Origin of the sequence: Bradyrhizobium sp. HKCCYLS3013, from assembly GCF_051167615.1 — a bacterium.
Taxonomy (GTDB): Bacteria; Pseudomonadota; Alphaproteobacteria; order Rhizobiales; family Xanthobacteraceae; genus Bradyrhizobium.
Genome location: NZ_JBNPTK010000001.1, coordinates 741,555 through 757,174, shown reverse-complemented (window position 1 = coordinate 757,174; position 15,620 = coordinate 741,555). Strand labels below are relative to the sequence as shown.

Annotated in this window: 18 protein-coding genes; 4 read left to right on the top strand and 14 right to left on the bottom strand. The window is 61.9% G+C overall.

Annotated features, from left to right (window positions below):
- The first annotated feature begins 78 nt into the window (after window positions 1-78).
- Window positions 79-1,068 carry a zinc-dependent alcohol dehydrogenase family protein gene (locus tag ACQR1F_RS03705; protein WP_315803594.1) on the top strand — a complete coding sequence of 330 codons (990 nt, stop codon included), beginning with the start codon at window positions 79-81 and terminating at the stop codon, window positions 1,066-1,068.
- A gap of 22 nt (window positions 1,069-1,090) precedes the next feature.
- The gene (locus ACQR1F_RS03700; protein WP_434912535.1) at window positions 1,091-2,635 is read left to right on the top strand and encodes an AAA family ATPase; all 1,545 of its coding nucleotides are present in this window, start codon (window positions 1,091-1,093) and stop codon (window positions 2,633-2,635) included.
- Between the two features lie 40 nt (window positions 2,636-2,675).
- Here ACQR1F_RS03700 and ACQR1F_RS03695 read toward each other — a convergent pair whose 3' ends face one another.
- Together ACQR1F_RS03695 and ACQR1F_RS03690 are read right to left on the bottom strand one after the other, a co-directional pair.
- Window positions 2,676-4,349 carry a PHA/PHB synthase family protein gene (locus ACQR1F_RS03695; RefSeq protein ID WP_434880468.1) on the bottom strand — a complete coding sequence of 558 codons (1,674 nt, stop codon included), beginning with the start codon at window positions 4,347-4,349 and terminating at the stop codon, window positions 2,676-2,678.
- A gap of 206 nt (window positions 4,350-4,555) precedes the next feature.
- Entirely contained in the window at window positions 4,556-4,918 is a 363-nt protein-coding gene (locus ACQR1F_RS03690) for a hypothetical protein (RefSeq protein ID WP_315803596.1), read from the bottom strand.
- A gap of 162 nt (window positions 4,919-5,080) precedes the next feature.
- Between ACQR1F_RS03690 and ACQR1F_RS03685 the strand changes: the two genes are divergently transcribed.
- Window positions 5,081-5,809, top strand: coding sequence for a CBS domain-containing protein (locus ACQR1F_RS03685; protein ID WP_315753506.1), 729 nt, complete (start codon window positions 5,081-5,083; stop codon window positions 5,807-5,809).
- Between the two features lie 53 nt (window positions 5,810-5,862).
- Here the strand turns inward: ACQR1F_RS03685 and ACQR1F_RS03680 are convergent, their stop codons facing one another.
- The 6 genes from ACQR1F_RS03680 to ACQR1F_RS03655 all read right to left on the bottom strand — a co-directional run bounded on the left by ACQR1F_RS03680 (window position 5,863) and on the right by ACQR1F_RS03655 (window position 9,542).
- The gene (locus ACQR1F_RS03680) at window positions 5,863-7,125 is read right to left on the bottom strand and encodes a CaiB/BaiF CoA transferase family protein (protein WP_316180037.1); all 1,263 of its coding nucleotides are present in this window, start codon (window positions 7,123-7,125) and stop codon (window positions 5,863-5,865) included.
- A 193-nt stretch (window positions 7,126-7,318) separates the two neighbouring features.
- Complete coding sequence (locus ACQR1F_RS03675) at window positions 7,319-7,780, bottom strand: GNAT family N-acetyltransferase (protein ID WP_316180036.1); 462 nt, start codon at window positions 7,778-7,780, stop codon at window positions 7,319-7,321.
- A 4-nt stretch (window positions 7,781-7,784) separates the two neighbouring features.
- A complete protein-coding gene (locus tag ACQR1F_RS03670) occupies window positions 7,785-8,084 on the bottom strand; it encodes a hypothetical protein (RefSeq protein ID WP_316216926.1) in 300 nt (99 codons plus the stop codon).
- Window positions 8,081-8,464, bottom strand: coding sequence for a hypothetical protein (locus tag ACQR1F_RS03665; RefSeq protein WP_315739049.1), 384 nt, complete (start codon window positions 8,462-8,464; stop codon window positions 8,081-8,083). Before ACQR1F_RS03665 ends, ACQR1F_RS03670 begins: the two co-directional genes overlap by 4 nt.
- A 1-nt stretch (window position 8,465) precedes the next feature.
- On the bottom strand, window positions 8,466-8,708 hold the full coding sequence (locus ACQR1F_RS03660; RefSeq protein ID WP_434912534.1) for a hypothetical protein: 243 nt from the start codon (window positions 8,706-8,708) through the stop codon (window positions 8,466-8,468).
- A gap of 141 nt (window positions 8,709-8,849) precedes the next feature.
- The gene (locus tag ACQR1F_RS03655; RefSeq protein ID WP_434847655.1) at window positions 8,850-9,542 is read right to left on the bottom strand and encodes a hypothetical protein; all 693 of its coding nucleotides are present in this window, start codon (window positions 9,540-9,542) and stop codon (window positions 8,850-8,852) included.
- A gap of 93 nt (window positions 9,543-9,635) precedes the next feature.
- Between ACQR1F_RS03655 and ACQR1F_RS03650 the strand changes: the two genes are divergently transcribed.
- Entirely contained in the window at window positions 9,636-10,400 is a 765-nt protein-coding gene (locus tag ACQR1F_RS03650; protein WP_316216929.1) for a class I SAM-dependent methyltransferase, read from the top strand.
- Here ACQR1F_RS03650 and ACQR1F_RS03645 read toward each other — a convergent pair.
- The 6 genes from ACQR1F_RS03645 to ACQR1F_RS03620 form a co-directional block, all read right to left on the bottom strand.
- Window positions 10,354-11,328, bottom strand: a complete 975-nt coding sequence (locus ACQR1F_RS03645; RefSeq protein ID WP_316216930.1) for a phage tail protein — start codon at window positions 11,326-11,328, stop codon at window positions 10,354-10,356. The two genes, ACQR1F_RS03650 and ACQR1F_RS03645, sit on opposite strands and share 47 nt — an antisense overlap.
- Before the next feature lie 253 nt (window positions 11,329-11,581).
- Complete coding sequence (locus ACQR1F_RS03640; RefSeq protein ID WP_434880202.1) at window positions 11,582-12,103, bottom strand: hypothetical protein; 522 nt, start codon at window positions 12,101-12,103, stop codon at window positions 11,582-11,584.
- 8 nt (window positions 12,104-12,111) lie between these two features.
- Window positions 12,112-13,062 carry a hypothetical protein gene (locus ACQR1F_RS03635; RefSeq protein WP_434912533.1) on the bottom strand — a complete coding sequence of 317 codons (951 nt, stop codon included), beginning with the start codon at window positions 13,060-13,062 and terminating at the stop codon, window positions 12,112-12,114.
- 236 nt (window positions 13,063-13,298) lie between these two features.
- Window positions 13,299-14,165 (bottom strand): tail fiber domain-containing protein, encoded by an 867-nt coding sequence (locus tag ACQR1F_RS03630; RefSeq protein WP_434837772.1) that lies wholly within the window; start codon window positions 14,163-14,165, stop codon window positions 13,299-13,301.
- Window positions 14,166-14,267: 102 nt separating this feature from the next.
- The gene (locus ACQR1F_RS03625; RefSeq protein ID WP_434912532.1) at window positions 14,268-15,224 is read right to left on the bottom strand and encodes a transglycosylase SLT domain-containing protein; all 957 of its coding nucleotides are present in this window, start codon (window positions 15,222-15,224) and stop codon (window positions 14,268-14,270) included.
- Window positions 15,224-15,586, bottom strand: a complete 363-nt coding sequence (locus ACQR1F_RS03620; RefSeq protein WP_316216935.1) for a hypothetical protein — start codon at window positions 15,584-15,586, stop codon at window positions 15,224-15,226. Before ACQR1F_RS03620 ends, ACQR1F_RS03625 begins: the two co-directional genes overlap by 1 nt.
- Between the last annotated feature and the right edge of the window lie 34 nt (window positions 15,587-15,620).

Below are 15,620 nucleotides of genomic sequence, written 5' to 3'. Positions count from 1 at the left end.
CCAAGTCCTTGATGAGCATCAAACGATTGCCGGGCTGATTATCTTATTACCCTGCAAATTCGTCCGGGAGGCTCTCCGATGCGAGCGATGGTTCTGCGAAAGCCTGGAGCGCCTCTGCAGCCCGAGACACTCGCGGACCCCGATCCTGGTCCCGGTGAGATCCGCGTCAAGATTAGGGCATGCGGCGTGTGTCGCACTGACCTGCATGTGTACGACGGTGAGCTTCCCGACATCCGGTATCCGCTCATCCCCGGACACGAGATCGTCGGTCATGTCGATCAGATTGGTCCTGGTGTGACGACGCACAGGCTCGGCGAACGCGTCGGAATTCCATGGCTGGGGCATACATGCGGCCATTGCGCGTTCTGCGCACGTGGTATGGAAAATCTCTGCGACCAGCCGACGTTTACCGGCTATACGCGCGATGGCGGCTATGCGACCCACACCGTCGTCGACGCAAATTATGCATTCCCGCTCGATGGTCTGGAGGATGACATCGCCACCGCACCACTGTTGTGCGCCGGCCTGATCGGCTGGCGATCCCTGGTCATGGCAGGGGAAGCCGAGAGGCTTGGCATCTACGGATTCGGCGCGGCGGGTCACATCGTTGCCCAGGTGGCCCGCTGGCAGGGGCGTCAGATCTATGCGTTCACCCGCGAGCACGACGAGGCTGCGCAGGATCTGGCTCGCCAACTTGGCGCCACATGGGCCGGAGCGGCGGGCCAGCGTCCCGATGTTGCTCTGGACGCGGCCATCATCTACGCGCCAGCTGGCGAGCTTGTTCCGGCCGCTCTGCGGGCTGTTCGGAAGGGTGGCCGGGTGGTCTGCGCAGGTATCCATATGAGCGACATTCCGACGTTTCCCTATTCCCTTCTCTGGGGAGAACGCCAAGTGGTGTCCGTCGCCAACCTGACGCGACAGGACGGTCTCGATTTCCTGCAGGTCGCGCAGCAGGCTCAGATACGGACCCATACGACGCCCTATCCGCTGTCCGACGCAAATGACGTTCTGGCCCGCCTGAGGCGGGGTGACGTCGTCGGCGCGGCGGTGCTTATCCCGGACTTTTGAAGTGAATGTGGTAACCCCGCCCATGGCATCACCATCCGATCAGGAACTGGTCTTCTCCTTCTTGGGCAATACCACCCGACATCCAGGTGTCCGCCGGATCGACACGCACGCGGCTTCAGTGTTTCTGATCGGCGACCGCGCTCTGAAGATCAAGCGCGCCGTTCGGCTGCCATTTCTGGACTATTCGACGCTCGATCGGCGCAAGGCAGCGTGCGCGAAGGAAATGGAGATGAATCACCCGTTTGCTCCAGACATCTATCGGCGTGTCGTCGCCATCACCAAGGCGCCAGACGGATCATTCGAAGTCGATGGATCCGGCACTCCGGTCGAATATGCCGTCGAGATGCGTCGCTTCGATGACAGCCGGACACTCGATCACCTCGCTCGCCACCAGCAATTGGAGATCGGCTTGGGCGAACGTCTGGCGGAGACGATCGCGGCGTCGCATGCCGTGGCCACCCGGATGCCGTCCAACGCGTGGACGCAGTCGCTTCCAGTCTGGATCGACGCGTTCGTCGCCAGCCTTCGAAACGTCCCACTATTTGACGCTACGCAAATCGAAGAACTCCGCGCTCTTTGCCACTCGGCCTTCACACGGCTCTGTCCCCTGCTCGAGCAACGCGCAAAAGAGGGGCACGTGAAGCGCTGCCACGGCGACCTCCATCTCGCAAATATCGTTCTCATCGACGACAAGCCGGTGCTGTTTGACGCCATCGAGTTCGACGACCGGATAGCCACGATCGACGTCCTCTACGATCTCGCGTTTCCATTGATGGACCTCTTGCACTTCGGGCAGTCGATCGCCGCCAACCATCTCTTGAATCGCTACCTCTCGATCGCTGCGCCCGACCAGACCGGTGGATTGGCTGCTCTGCCTCTGTTCATGGCGATCCGGGCCGCTATCCGTGCGCAAGTCTTTCTTGCAAGGCTCGACCGCAGTGATGCCGAACACTCGGAGGCAGACCGCTCTGCGACCATCGGGATCGCAGAGAGCTACTTCCAACTTGCGCGCAGCCTCATTCGGCCGGCGGAGCCGAGGGTGGTCGCCGTCGGCGGATTATCGGGAACGGGAAAATCTGCGCTCGCCCGGGCTCTGGCTCCCCTCTTGGCTCCTCCACCGGGAGCAATCGTGTTGCGCAGCGACGTGCTGCGCAAGCAACTATCCGGCGTGAAGGAAACCGAACGCCTCCCAGCTGCGGCCTATACGCCGGCATCGAGTGCACGGGTCTATCGAGAGTTGACGACGCAGGCCGGCCGCGTGCTCTCACAAGGCTTCACGGTGATCGTCGACGCCGTGTTTGCACGTTCGGATGAACGACAGGCGATCCATGATCTCGCGAACCGGCTGAAGGTGCCCTTTGCCGGCCTCTTCCTCGTCGCAGATTTGCGCAGCCGGCAGGAGCGGATCCACCATCGAGTCGACGATGCGTCCGATGCAACGGTTGGAATTGCCGAAGATCAGGAACGCTACGACATCGGCGCCCTGGATTGGCTCCGGGTGGATGCGTCGGGCACGGCCGAGACGACACTGGAACGAAGCCGATCATTGCTCCGGATCGGCACCTGAGTCCGGTGGAATAACGCTGCCTGACCGCCACAAGCGGCGACTACGTGTGCACGTAGTCGCCCGGCGCGTCTCCGAGATCATTTGAACGATCTGCCCCGAGTTGCGGCGGCGCGCCCGGTGCACCCGACTGCTGTCCAAGCCACGCCGTCCACGCCGGCCACCATGACCCCTCCAGTTTTGGCGAGGTGCTCTGCCACTCGTCCGGCCCGAGATATGGCGCGTCGGCTGCCTTGGTCCGCATCTGATGGGAGCGCCCCTGCTCGCCCGGCGGCGCCACGATGCCGGCATTGTGGCCGCCGCTCGCAAGCACGAAAGTGACGTCGGCATCAACTTCGTAGTGGACCTTGTACGTCGACTTCCAGGGCGCAACGTGATCACGCAGGGTCCCGACCACGAACATCGGCGTGTGGATGTCCGAGAGCGAAACGGGTTTCCCCTCGACCCGATATCGCCCCTCGGCGAGATCGTTGTTCAGGAACAGCTTGCGCAGATACTCGGAGTGCATCCGATACGGCAGCCGCGTCGCATCTGCGTTCCATGCCATCAAGTCGCTCGGATTCGCGCGCTCACCGAGAAGATAGTCGCGCGAGACACGCGACCAGATCAGATCGTTGGAGCGCAGCAATTGAAATGCGCCCGCCATCTGCGTGGTGTCGAGATATCCACGCTCCCACATCATGTCTTCGAGAAAGGCGACCTGGCTTTCATTGATGAAGAGCGTCAGCTCTCCCGCTTCGGTGAAATCGGTCTGCGCCGCAAACAGCGTGATCGTCTTCAGACGCTGGTCACCGTCCCGTGCCATGGCCGCCGCCGTGATCGAAAGAAGCGTTCCGCCGAGACAATAGCCTGCGGCATGAACCGGCGTATTCGGAATGATCGTTCCGATCATCTCCAGGGCCGCCATGACGCCCAGCGAGCGGTAGTCGTCAAACGCAAGATCCCGGTCTTCCGCGCCGGGGTTTCGCCAGGAGATCATGAAAACCGTAAAGCCTTGGTCGGTCAGGTATCGGACCAGCGAATTGTGCGGCGATAGATCCAGGATGTAATATTTCATGATCCAAGCCGGTACGATCAGGACCGGCTCTGGTCGCACCTTCTCGGTCGTCGGCAGGTATTGAATCAGCTCAATCAACTGATTGCGAAGCACAACCTTGCCCGGTGCGGTCGCGACGGTCTTGCCGGCGACGAACTCACCATTGCTCGATATCTTTCCGGGCTGCATTACCTGCATGATATCGGCGAGCCAGTTCTGCCAGCCGAAGATCAGGTTCTCGCCACCGCTTTGAAACGTCTTTTCCAAGACTTCCGGGTTGGTCGCGGCAAAGTTCGATGGTGCGAAGATGTCGAGCAGTTGACGAATTGAAAAGTCGACGACGGCTTCGTTGGCGGGGTCGACACCACGAATGCCGGTCGTCGCCTTGTGCCACCAATCTTCCCCGAGCAGGAACGCCTGGGCGAACAAGTTGAACGGGTACGTCGCCCATTGCGGCGTGGAAAAGCGATGATCGTTCGCCTGCGGTTTGATCAGGTCCCAAGGACCACGATTCGGGTCTGCAAAATGCAGGGACCGTTCAGCGACCTGCTTTGCGCCGTACCAGGCATCTCGAACGATTTCGATCTGGCGCTGAGGTGCTGCGGCCAGATGACAAGCCCAATCCAGATACGCCATTGATAGAGCGGCCGGGGAAATTCCGCCGGTGAGCCGAGCCAGCATCGCGCTGAAGGCCTTGTCCAGCTCGTGATCCTCGCGCCGAAGCTCCCCGGAGCTCGCGTCGGCTTCGCGGGAGAGCAGCTTTGCGTCGGATGCGGCGAGCGCAGCAGCCGGCTTCAAAGAGGTCCCTGCAGAGACAACGGCACTGCTTCGGTCGTTGTCGGTCGTTCCTTCGCGTTCCCGTTCGGGACGCGACACACCCGCACTCTTCAGTTTCGCCACCGTTGCCCCATAAGATTCACGCTGGCATCAATCAGGCGCTGCCCGTGTTTGAAAAGTCGATCGCAATCACGCCTGACGAAATCAATCTGATGCCGTCCACATTCCTGAACCATCGCCTGGATTCCCGTCACGGAATGCACGCCGGCCAGCTTCGACACGAACTCGGCCAGCAGATGCGTCTCCGTACGCGCGCGATCCAGCACTTCGTTGCTGGCAAACAGAATCTCCTCCATGATGATCTGCTGGGAGCCAACGAGCAGCTCAAGTGCGTGCTTGTTGGAGAGAGCGACACGTTCGGACAGTTCGGCCGTTTCGTCGGCCAGGATCTTGGTCCCGGAGAACTCGGACATGGGCACCTCTCCTCTCGCTGGATCAGAAGGCCGTATAGCTGCAATTCAAAGCCAAGACCTTGAGCTGCGTCAATGACGGCGGCGGCACCTGCTTTGACCTGCGTCAATTCAAGACCGTGGCAGCGGGTTACTTTTTCTTAGCTTTTGACATTGGAGTTCGCCATGCGCGCCCATCAGATCATGACCCGCCCCGTCATCACCGTCACCCCTGACACTTCCATCGTGGATGCGGCAAATATCATGCTTCAACGGCACGTCAGCGGCCTTCCAGTGGTCGATCCCGGCGGAAAGCTGGTGGGCGTCGTCTCGGAAGGCGATTTCATCCGCCGAACGGAGATCGGCACCGGGCGAAAGCGCGGCCGCTGGCTGCGATTCATTCTCGGGCCCGGAAAGTCGGCGGCCGACTTCGTCCACGAGCATGGTCGCAAAGTGTCAGAGGTGATGACCAAGTCTCCCTTGACGATCACCGAGGACGCCGCGCTGGCTGAGATCGTGGAACTGATGGAAAAGAACCACGTGAAGCGGTTGCCCGTGGTCAAGGGAGACCGAGTGATCGGCATCGTGTCACGGGCGAACCTGCTGCAAGCGGTCGCCGCGCTCGGGCGGCAGGTTCCGGATCCAACGGCCGACGACGATCACATCCGCAACCGTGTGATCGACGCCCTCGAGAAGAACGACTGGTGCCCGTTCGGATTGTCCGTCATCGTTAAGGACGGCATCGTTCATCTGAGCGGCGTCATTACCGAGGAGCGGTCGCGGCAGGCGGCAATCGTTGCCACCGAGAACATCTCTGGCGTCAAGAAGGTGCATGATCATCTGTGCTGGGTCGACACCATGTCGGGCATGTATCTGAACTCACCGGAAGACGATGAAATGGCCAAAGCCGGCTGATGGCTGCTGAGGACGCTGCCGCTCCTCCGTGTCCGGCAACAGTGACGATGCCCTCAGGCTCCCGGATTATTGCGTCCGAACGTCCCTACCCGACGCAGGGCTTCGATCTCCTGCTCGGTGTACCCAAGCCTGTGGCGCAGGATTGCGGCCGTATGCTCACCGAGCCGCGGCGCCGCCGTCGGCTCGACGGTTGGTGTGAGCTTCATGGTGATTGCAGGCTCGACGTTGGGTATCGAGCCTGCTGTCGGGTGCGGAATACGACAGGTGCGGTCGCGCATCCGGACCTCGGCCGCGTTGAACGCCTGCTCGACCGTTCGAACGCGTCCAACCGGAACTCCAGCCTGGTTCATCCGGGATATCCAGACATCCATCCGTTCCGTGGCAAGGATGTCGGCGATGAGGCCGCGCAGTTGCGCACGGTTGACCCATCGCGCCCTTCGCGTGGCAAAGCGAGGATCGCTCAGGAGATCCGGACGACCAAGCACCTCAGTCGACAGCCGGCGGTAGAGCCGATCGTTGGCACATGCGATGTAGAGCGGGCCATCTGACGCTTCAAAGACGCCGACCGTCGGAGAGTCGTTCGGCGAATTTCCCGTTCGCGTGGGGTTCACGCCATTCATCAAATACGCCATTCCGGAGAAGCCTGTCATCGCCAACGCGATGTCGAACAGCGCCACCTCGACGTGCTGCCCGCGACCGAGCCGCTGCCGGGCGGCAAGTGCCAACAGGATGGCATTGCAGGCGGACATGCCGGTGGCCAGATCAACGATCGGAGGACCGGTCCGCACCGGCGGACCGTCGGCGAAACCGTTGAGGGACATGAACCCGCTTTCGGCCTGGGTGATCGGATCGAACCCTGATCGCCACGCGAATGGACCGGAGCGTCCGTAAGCCGAGATCGAGCAATAGATCAGCCCGGGATTGGTGCTGGACAATGCCTGATAGTCCAGCCCGAACTTCTCCATGACGGACGACGAGAAATTCTCCACGACGATGTCGGCCTTGGCGATCAGCGCACGCGCGACGTCTCTGGCCTGCGGGATCGTGAGATCCAACACCATGCCGCGCTTGTTGCGATTGAGGCTGAGGAACGCAGCGCTCTCTCCGCCGAGCTCGGCGTGCTCGTATGCCCGGGTATCGTCCCCCGTGAGCGGCTGCTCGATCTTGATCACCTCGGCGCCGAAATCGGCCAGCGTCTGTGTGCACGCGGGCCCTGCGACGACACGTGTGAAGTCGATCACCAGCAGACCAGCCAGCGCGGTCGGCGCGTCAGGCGACCGTGGCGCACGCTCTGGCAGGGTGACCTCGGCCGGCATCCCAGAGTCCTTCCCGTTGCTTTGATCGTCTGAAGCGATCTTCCATTCACTGCCGGGCGCAGCTTGTCTCCAACATCCCGACAACGCATGGTTAGCTCAACGGCAGCCGCAAAAAAAGCCTGGCTCGGAGCTGTCGAGCCGGGCTAGTTCTGCTGCAGCGCAATGCAATCTGCATAAGGCGTCGGTCGACAGCTCACCGCCGGATCATCTTGCGCCAATAAAGCGAGTTCCCCCAGGCCCAGGGCCGGCCCGGTTGGAACAACACATATCCGCACCGAATGAAATTGTTCGCGGAAACGATGTTGCAGGTCGTGTCCGAAACGATGCAATCCAGTCCCGAGCGGCGCGCGCGCAGCTCGATCGCACGCATCAGCCGCCGCTGCAGGCCGTAACCACACCGCTCTTGGAGAACACCAACCCTCGAAAGGTAGGCGATGCCTTTGCCGAGGGATGACGGCGTCATTCCGGCGAAGGCAACGGGCCGTCCGAGCTCGGTCGATATCCACCATTGTCCGCTCTCGAAATCAGGCAGAGGCGCGCAATCGAGGAATGTGCGCGCATGGAGCTCCTTCAAGGTGTCGAGAACGTCAGGCTCGCAAGCGTCGACCTCCCTGATGCGGAAGCGGCGGTCTCGCCGTAAGGTCCTGGCTGGCACGGCATTACCTTCCGAGCACGACTTTGATGCCGAGCCAGATCGCGCCGATCAGACCTGTCGCGATGACCGTGATGACGGCCTTGAACGTGTAGCTCTGAGCCTGCTCCACGCTCTTGCGCCAGCGCCGCAGGTGCTGGAAATCGGCTCTCAGCTCCTTCCGATCCTCCTCCTCGATGCCGAACGAGGTGAGAATGGTCGCGATCGCCCTCATCACGACGGCATCGATCTCGTCGCGCTGAAGCTGACTCTGCTTGGCCAGGGTCTCGGCGACGACGGCCGTGATTTCGTCATGGGTGATGTTCATCGCCTGATGATCCTCGCTACATTTTCGAAGCCGCGCTTGGCAAAATAGAAGGAGATGACGAGATTCGCGGTCGTCGACGCGAAGCCCGCGAGCGGATCCGTCGAGCCGAGCCCGAGCACCTTGTCCCACACCAGCAGCTTGGCAAAGTAGATCGAGACGCAGTAGCCGATGAGCTTGTCCGGCTCGTACCAGCAGCCGATTTCGGCCGCACGCAGCCGGAGCTGCGCGTCGCTTTCGGAGACCTGCGCGGCGATCTCCGTCGCCGCCAGGTCTGCCGCGATCTTGGCATCCGCGTTGCCTGCCCTCAGCTTCGCCTGGTAGGCATCGATCAGCCCCTTGATCACCGGCCCGCCCAGGAATCCCAGAATGCTCATCCACATGTCACGACGCCCTCTTGAGCGAGCGCAGCCGTGCCAGAATCGTGATCAGCGAGATCGCGAGAAAAATCCGGCCGACGGCACGGGTATCGCCGATGGCGGCACTGATCTGATCTTTCAGGCTCGGGTCTCCGAGCGCGTCACTGACGTTGTCGGCGATCGACAGCAGAAACCCGATGACCGCCAGCGCGTAACCCCAGGCGATCGTCAGCGAATGACGACACGCGGCCTTGATTTTCGTCCACATGATGAATCCTTTCCGAAAAAAATGCGGAGACGACGCCGCCGGCCCTGCGCGAGCCGCGCTCGGCGCCCTGCAATAGTTGAATTTTGTCCGAGGCCCGCCCGTCCGTCGGTACACCGACGTGGAGCACGAGGATTGCGCCGGTCAGCGATCGCCGAGAATGCGTTTCACCAGAGCAGCAAAAAGGGCCCCAATGGAGCCCTTTGCCGGATGTCTGATTGATGCGGAAGCCGACGTCGGAGGCCCCTTGTCGGGTGGCCGTTCCGCCCCCACAAGACCGGGCGGGAAGCTGATGGTCGCATCGATCTCCATCATGGCCTTGAGCATCCCGGCGCAACCCGGCTGCCGGTCGACGGCCTGGGGATCGTAGACGCCGTCGCGGACATACTTGCCGGCACGATATTGATCGGTTCCGGCCCAGACATAGGGTGACGGCACGCCCCGGCGTGCATAACCGAGCCCATTATACTGCTCGAGAAGCGTCAAGGCGCCGCCAATCGACCAGTCCTGCCACCGCGCCGCATGCGGCGCGCAATTGACGAGCGCGTCAACCGCAGCGTCCTCCCACGAGGCGAACGGTCCTCGTCCCGCAGGCACATGGACCGACACCCGGTCCCAGGGATCCCCCTGCGCCAGCGACCGGGACCAGCTCTGCGACGATTCGCGCTCGTGGATAACGGCGATGATCGGCCAGGGGACACCGGTCCGCTTGGTAACGGCCTGATAGCGAGGCTTGGCCGCAATGAGACGTTGGGCTGCGGCATCCATGTTGCGGGTGAACCTTGCCACTTGCCATTTTTTGGCGTTCGTCGTGATTAGCGTTCTGATATCGGGCATTCTGAGGTCCGAAAAATATGGTTGGATAATCTTGCGATTAAACGGGCCGCGTGATTGTCTCTCTGAACGCGATACAGCCTTGAGATGAGCTCCATGAACCCGAACTATCGTTATGTGTTTGATCGTGCCGTCTCGGCCTCCGGAACTGCTAACCCGAAAGTCTTGGACTACGGCTGTGGTCGGGGAGAGGTGGTGACCTTTGGCCGTTCAATGGGGTACGAGTTTTTCGGAGTCGACCGTACTGCTCCCGCTTCGGAACGCCCCAGCCATTTTCAGCCGCTTGATGGGACGCGTATTCAGTTCGAGGATGCATTTTTCGACGTGGTGATTTCGAACCAAGTTTTTGAACACGTGTCTGATCCGCCAGCCGCCCTAGCGGAGATCGCACGCGTCCTGAAACCAGGTGGGGTATTTATCGCTCTATTTCCGTCGAGGGCGGCGTGGTTCGAGGGGCATGTTGGTGTTTATTTCGTGCATCGAATGCATCGACACCTCGCCAAGGCGTATCTAGAGATCTGCCATCGGTTGGGGTTCGGCTATTATCGCGAAGGTAAATCAGCCCGTGCGTGGGCTGATTTTATGCTGAACCAGCTCGAAACGGACGTTTTCTACCACTCGCCGGCTGATCTCAAACAATGGTGGACCAACGCTTTCGGAAGCACGCCAGTCGCTATTGAGCACGATTTTATGCTCTATAGACTGTCGAGCTCGCCGCGACTGCGTTCGTTCTCGCGAATTGTCAGTGCGCCGATATTTGGGCCAATAGTTTCTTTTATATGCCAGAAGCGGGCAGGCATCGTCTGGCGTACGACTAAATCACCCTCAGGATACGATTGCACAAAATCGTTGGCTGCATGACGTTGTGTGCCGCTCCACCACCTGAATTCTGAATACTAATTCCGGTAAGCGCAGAACTTGTGTTCAGGGTGGCCAGACTTGCGAAATTGCCTGCAACAGCGTTCACATTTCCACCGGGCGCGTAACTCTGCACGGTGTGACTATGACCGGGATCGCTCACGCCATGAGCGTGGCTTGGCATCTCACCAATAACGAGGACGTGCGCATCTTCACCGCCAAACCCGCCGATGCTGTGGCGCACGCTGGCAAGCCCGCCACTTACGAGACGATTGGCGGTCGCTCCGCCCATGTTGTCCACGCACGCGGTCACGCGCCCCCGTAAATCGGGAAGATTAAACGTGGTCGATCCGTCCCCCGTTCCAAACGCTGTTCCCATAAGTGCAAATAGGACGGAATAAGTTGTGCGGCTGATCGATTGCCCATACGGGAAAACAAACGAGCTGTTCGGCGCGGTCGAGCCCCAGAACTCAAGACTCGCTCCGATCGGAACATTGTAAGGATTGCCGAAAAACCCATGCAGGTAAAAGGCGCCATCGCTGTTGTTGTAAGCGGCCACATATGGGGTGCCTTGGACAATTGTGCCGGCCGGCAGCTCGATATTCGGGGCGGTTCTCAGTGCTTTCGCACCAAGGCCGTCTACATTTAGAGTGGACGTCCCACCATTGGTGACGTGCGGCGTGAACGCGATGATCTGTCCGTTGAGATGCGGCAGCGAATCGAATTGCTGGTTGCTCGTTACGGCGTAGGCGGTGCTCGTGCCGCTCGTTGCGATCGCGCCCGCGATGTCGTCGCGATATTTTGCGGTCGCCGCCATCATGGCCCGAGCGGAGTCGTTGATGCTCGACGGCACTTGTCCTTCGGACCAGTTGATCGTTGGATCGGCCGTGGCATCCGCCGATGCGGTCTGCGACCATCGATAGAGTGTCATTCTGCTTCTCACATAGAAATGGCAGCCGCGCGGGCTGCAGGGGCCGGTTTGTGGCTGTTCGATGCGGGGATCGCGGCACGTGCCCGATGATCGATCACGCATCCATGGCTAGGTCTCTCGCCGTAGCGTCAGATATTGCTCGCAGGCACAGGACGGCGCCCTGGCGATCAGCAGATTGCGGATCACCCCTTTGGGCACTCCGGGACTTTCTCTTGCGATCGCGTCCACACGAGTCTGCACGACGCGCTCGATCTCACCCCGAAGCTCCTGAATCCTGTCTTCGATGGTCGGATTGCTGCGATTCTGCTTCACCGGTCTGATCCTCCTTCATCGTACGCTCCGCCGATCGGAGCCGTACGAGCATCTTGTTCGTATGCGCGAGCGCGTGCTGCGTGCGTCTCAAGCTCTTCTCGCGTCTCGTCTCGTGGTCCGCGATGAAACGCTTCAGGTCGTGGGGCAAGGCCTTGAAGCGCTCCTTCCAGGGACCTGGCCAGGATTGCGGGGGCGAGAGGTTGGCGATGCCGTCGATGACGATCGCGACCGGCGCTCCCGCCGTGGGATCAGCCAGTCCCAATGAGACATGAGCTCTGGAGATGTCGAGAATCGCCTCCCAGAGCGGCTCGACACCGATGCCGGCGTGTGCTCTGGCAAAGCGGGCGACCGCCGCCGGCGAGGCCGGGCAGAACGTCTCGCGCTCCCGCTCACACCAGCGTGCAAACAGCGGAGCGCGCTGCCTGCGCGCCTCGGCAAGCGCAGCCAGAACGGGGTTTGCCATCGGTGGTCTCACGGCCTGCCGGATCTGCGGGCCTGGTAGAGAGCGACCGCGTCCTTGAGATCCCCCGACGATGTCAGGCGGGCGTTGAGCGCCCGCAGATCCGTCCGTCCCCGCTCCCCTGACGAGACTGAGACACCCGGCCGCACCACGGGCGGGACAGCCTTCGTCACCGCGGCATCCTTTGCCCGCATCATCAGTCGATATCGCGCCGCGTCGTACATCATCCGCTGAAAGGTGGCGTGGCGCATCAGCGGCTCGGTCTGGAACAGCCGGTTGAGCTCCGACGCCGAGATCCCGCTCTCCTTTGCCGACGCCATGATCTCCGCGGCAACGGCCTGGCGTATAGCGCGCGGCTCGCTCTTCAGCATGTCCTCGAGCCGGCCGTCCTGGTCGTGCGCAAAGGACTGGAAGCTCCGTTGAGCCGCTTCGGCGTGCTGGCGTTGCGCCTCGGCCTGCTGTGCCAGCAACTGATCCGACATCGCGACGGCTGCCTGGATGCGTCCAAACCTTGCCGGATCCTCGCGCGACATCCGTTCGAGCGCGGCGGGGACCTGCCCGGCAGGCATGCCGGCGAATTCGGGAAACTGGCTGAGAAAGCTCGCTTGCGCAATCTGGACGGCAGACGCCAGACCTTCCTGGTAGGATTGGCGGGCCTGCTCGGCTTCGCCGATCTTCTCCTCGATCGCCTGCAGCACCTGCGGATGCTGCAACACCTTCTCCAAGTCAGGCGCAAGTCGCGACGAGGCATCATGTTGCGCCGGATCGGTCTCGGCAGCAGACTCGGCAGCGTCCGAATCCGGCTCGAAACCGTCGGGCTCACCATTTGCCGGCCAACCCAAGCGGTCGCCCGGATCGGAATCCGACGTCCCGCGAGATGCCTCACCCGCCTCAGCGGCCCGGACGCGCGCGTGATCACGCGCCGCGCGATCGAGCGTGACCGACTCGCCGCGATCGACCACGTTGCCGGCTTCGTCGACATACTCCCGGACCATCACTGGCGGGCGTAGATTGGTGCGCTGCTCGGCAGCGTCGCGCAGCGACGCAACGTCGCCGTCGAGCGCCTCGCGCTCCGGCCGCTCCTCCGGATCCGGCATCGGCCGATAGCCGGCATTCTCCAGTTCGAATGCCGCCCCCGTCAGGAGGTGCTCTGATTCATCTGACATTCACTACCGCTCCCTCGAGATGCTGCACCGAGCTACTTCTTGCCAAAGGCGCCGCTGAACGGCTGGAGCAGGCTGCCGATTCCGCCGGCGATCTTCGCAAACTGATCGGCACCGGACATCTCCTGTGTTCCGGTCATGGTGCCGTTGGTCTGCTGACCGAGCTGAGCGATCGGCGTTCCGATCTGTGCCAGGAGCCCCAGCGCCTGCACCGGAATTCCGCGGCGCTGCGCCTCCTCCGCCAAGGTGGCATTTGCGCCATAGTTCTGCGCATCGAGCGCGGCCTGTGACGCCGTCACGCCCTGCCCCTGGTTGGCGAGGGATTGCTGCTGCATGCCGCCGAGCATGTTGGCCGTCGTGTTGCCGGCGCCGTACAGCGCGTTGGCCGCGCTCAGCTGGTTCTGGACGTCCTGATTGTACTGGGCCGCGATCACAGGCGCTTCCGCCGCCGCCACGCCGCGGCCATACGCCATCTGGTTGGCGCCGCTGAAGTCGCGCCCGGCAGCTGCAAACTGGCCGTTGATGGACGTGCCGACATCGTTCTGGATCTGCGCCAGTTGCGCCGCGAGCGCAGGATTGTTACCGATCATGCTGCCATTGGCGTAAGGCGTCAGCTGCCCCTGCAACGTCTGCAGATTGGCCTGGGCCGCCGGCGCCTGCGCCAGCGCGTTGCCGCCATTGAGCAGCGACTGCGCATAGGCCCCGATGCTGCCGGCATAGGGATTACCCTGCGCCGCGTTCTGCTTGAGCGTATCGAGCGCGCCAGTCTCGGCGCTGGTCAGCCCGGTATTGTTCAGGCCATTGCCGACCTGAGACAGGATGTTCTGCAACATCGGCTGCGCCGGCTGCCACGGCTGCGTCTGGGATTGCTGGGTCTGCGTGCTGGATGATTGTCCGCCCATTGGCGAGGAGCCTTCTTTTCTGAGAATCAATTGCCTGGCTGTTGATCGGATCAGCAGCTAACGCATCTCGAGCAAATGCCGGGATGGTTGAAGACTTCCATTTCACCAATAAGCCGGTCGCGACACGAGAGTGCGAACGCTGCGGCCATCTTGAGGAGGCTGCGCCGAGGATCTTTCTGATTCCTGATCGACCGGACTGGTGTTCGTAGGCTGCGGAGCAGAAGTACCGCCCGCATGGCGGCCACTTACCCGCTTTTCGGCCCAGTCTCTGAGATAGCCGGCGGTCTTTCCTGCTAAGAACGGATTCGCCTTCATCGCGCTTGGCTTGAGTAACTGATCCAACGGTGTTGCAGGATCAGCCGTAAGAACAGATCTGGCACCACCTGCGCCGGCAAAATGCGCGAGATACAAATTTCCGGGCGTCGTCGCCAGTCCCCACCTCTGAAGTTGCCTGCCGTTCTCGTGCAGGTACGCTTCCGTCATCTCGCGGGAAAGGTCGGGGTTGTTGCGGAGCGCTAGAAGTTCCTCCCGGGTTCCCCTGATCTCCGGGTGATAGCGAGCCATCAGCTCAAGCCAAGTGCCATCAATGAACTGTCCAAGTCCCGTAGCAGAGGATCGCGGGTTTTTAGCATTTGGGTTTCCACTGCTTTCAGCTCCGACGAATCTTTCCGTCAATGCTGACGGCGCAAGATGGCTATCACCCGCGGCAACTGGCTTGGAGACTTGCGGGCCCGCAATACCTTTCCGCGCTGTCGAGTCAAACGACGGAGGCGCGCTCGCACCTGTGGCTCCAGATGGCGCGTTTAGCCCCCTTGCCCAACCCAGCCGCTGCTGCTGACCTGAGTAGCCGCCCTGCTCCTGCTGCAGGCCGCGCATCCGGTCGATCAGCGCAGCCTGCGGATTTACCTCAGATCTGATATCGAAGCCGGGCCCTGCGGCGTTGCCTTGCTCCGGTACTGCCGGCTGCGACGGCATCAAACCCTGGAACGCCTTGAGCAGACCCTCGCCCCAGCTGCCATAGGTCTGCGGATCGAACTCGCTGTCGTCAAATCTCGGCATCACCTCGTCTCCTTTTCCATGATCACGTGTGTCTGCGCGTAGCCCTCGAGCACGCGCTGCCAGCCTTTGCGCCCGAAGATGCGGACGCGTTGGCAGCCTTCTGCCTTCGCGTAAGCCTCGATGCCGCCGATCAGCGGCAGCCAGCGATGCCGACGCCGGCCTTCGCAGGCGACGATCACGCACACCTTCCCTGCGTCGGTCTGTTCGATCCGGGTCGTCGCCACCGCATCGATCGCGACCTCGCCCTCGTCCCTGCTTAGCGCCAGCCACAGCAGCGCGCGGCCCTGGCGAATGTCACGCTCGACGTCAGCGAAGGCCGACAGGCCCGTGCGCGAGATGGCGCACTGCAGCCGCTGCGCCACCCGCGGCCAGATCAGTCCGACCTGGTCGGGATCG

What these genes read in the sequence shown, in the direction of transcription:
- ACQR1F_RS03705 (WP_315803594.1), top strand. Translation starts at nt 79, where the DNA reads ATGCGAGCGATGGTTCTGCGAAAGCCTGGAGCGCCTCTGCAGCCCGAG.
- ACQR1F_RS03700 (WP_434912535.1), top strand. Translation starts at nt 1,091, where the DNA reads ATGGCATCACCATCCGATCAGGAACTGGTCTTCTCCTTCTTGGGCAAT.
- ACQR1F_RS03695 (WP_434880468.1), bottom strand. Translation starts at nt 4,349, where the DNA reads ATGCTGGCTCGGCTCACCGGCGGAATTTCCCCGGCCGCTCTATCAATG.
- ACQR1F_RS03690 (WP_315803596.1), bottom strand. Translation starts at nt 4,918, where the DNA reads ATGTCCGAGTTCTCCGGGACCAAGATCCTGGCCGACGAAACGGCCGAA.
- ACQR1F_RS03685 (WP_315753506.1), top strand. Translation starts at nt 5,081, where the DNA reads ATGCGCGCCCATCAGATCATGACCCGCCCCGTCATCACCGTCACCCCT.
- ACQR1F_RS03680 (WP_316180037.1), bottom strand. Translation starts at nt 7,125, where the DNA reads ATGCCGGCCGAGGTCACCCTGCCAGAGCGTGCGCCACGGTCGCCTGAC.
- ACQR1F_RS03670 (WP_316216926.1), bottom strand. Translation starts at nt 8,084, where the DNA reads ATGAACATCACCCATGACGAAATCACGGCCGTCGTCGCCGAGACCCTG.
- ACQR1F_RS03665 (WP_315739049.1), bottom strand. Translation starts at nt 8,464, where the DNA reads ATGTGGATGAGCATTCTGGGATTCCTGGGCGGGCCGGTGATCAAGGGG.
- ACQR1F_RS03660 (WP_434912534.1), bottom strand. Translation starts at nt 8,708, where the DNA reads ATGTGGACGAAAATCAAGGCCGCGTGTCGTCATTCGCTGACGATCGCC.
- ACQR1F_RS03655 (WP_434847655.1), bottom strand. Translation starts at nt 9,542, where the DNA reads ATGCCCGATATCAGAACGCTAATCACGACGAACGCCAAAAAATGGCAA.
- ACQR1F_RS03650 (WP_316216929.1), top strand. Translation starts at nt 9,636, where the DNA reads ATGAACCCGAACTATCGTTATGTGTTTGATCGTGCCGTCTCGGCCTCC.
- ACQR1F_RS03645 (WP_316216930.1), bottom strand. Translation starts at nt 11,328, where the DNA reads ATGACACTCTATCGATGGTCGCAGACCGCATCGGCGGATGCCACGGCC.
- ACQR1F_RS03640 (WP_434880202.1), bottom strand. Translation starts at nt 12,103, where the DNA reads ATGGCAAACCCCGTTCTGGCTGCGCTTGCCGAGGCGCGCAGGCAGCGC.
- ACQR1F_RS03630 (WP_434837772.1), bottom strand. Translation starts at nt 14,165, where the DNA reads ATGGGCGGACAATCATCCAGCACGCAGACCCAGCAATCCCAGACGCAG.
- ACQR1F_RS03625 (WP_434912532.1), bottom strand. Translation starts at nt 15,224, where the DNA reads ATGCCGAGATTTGACGACAGCGAGTTCGATCCGCAGACCTATGGCAGC.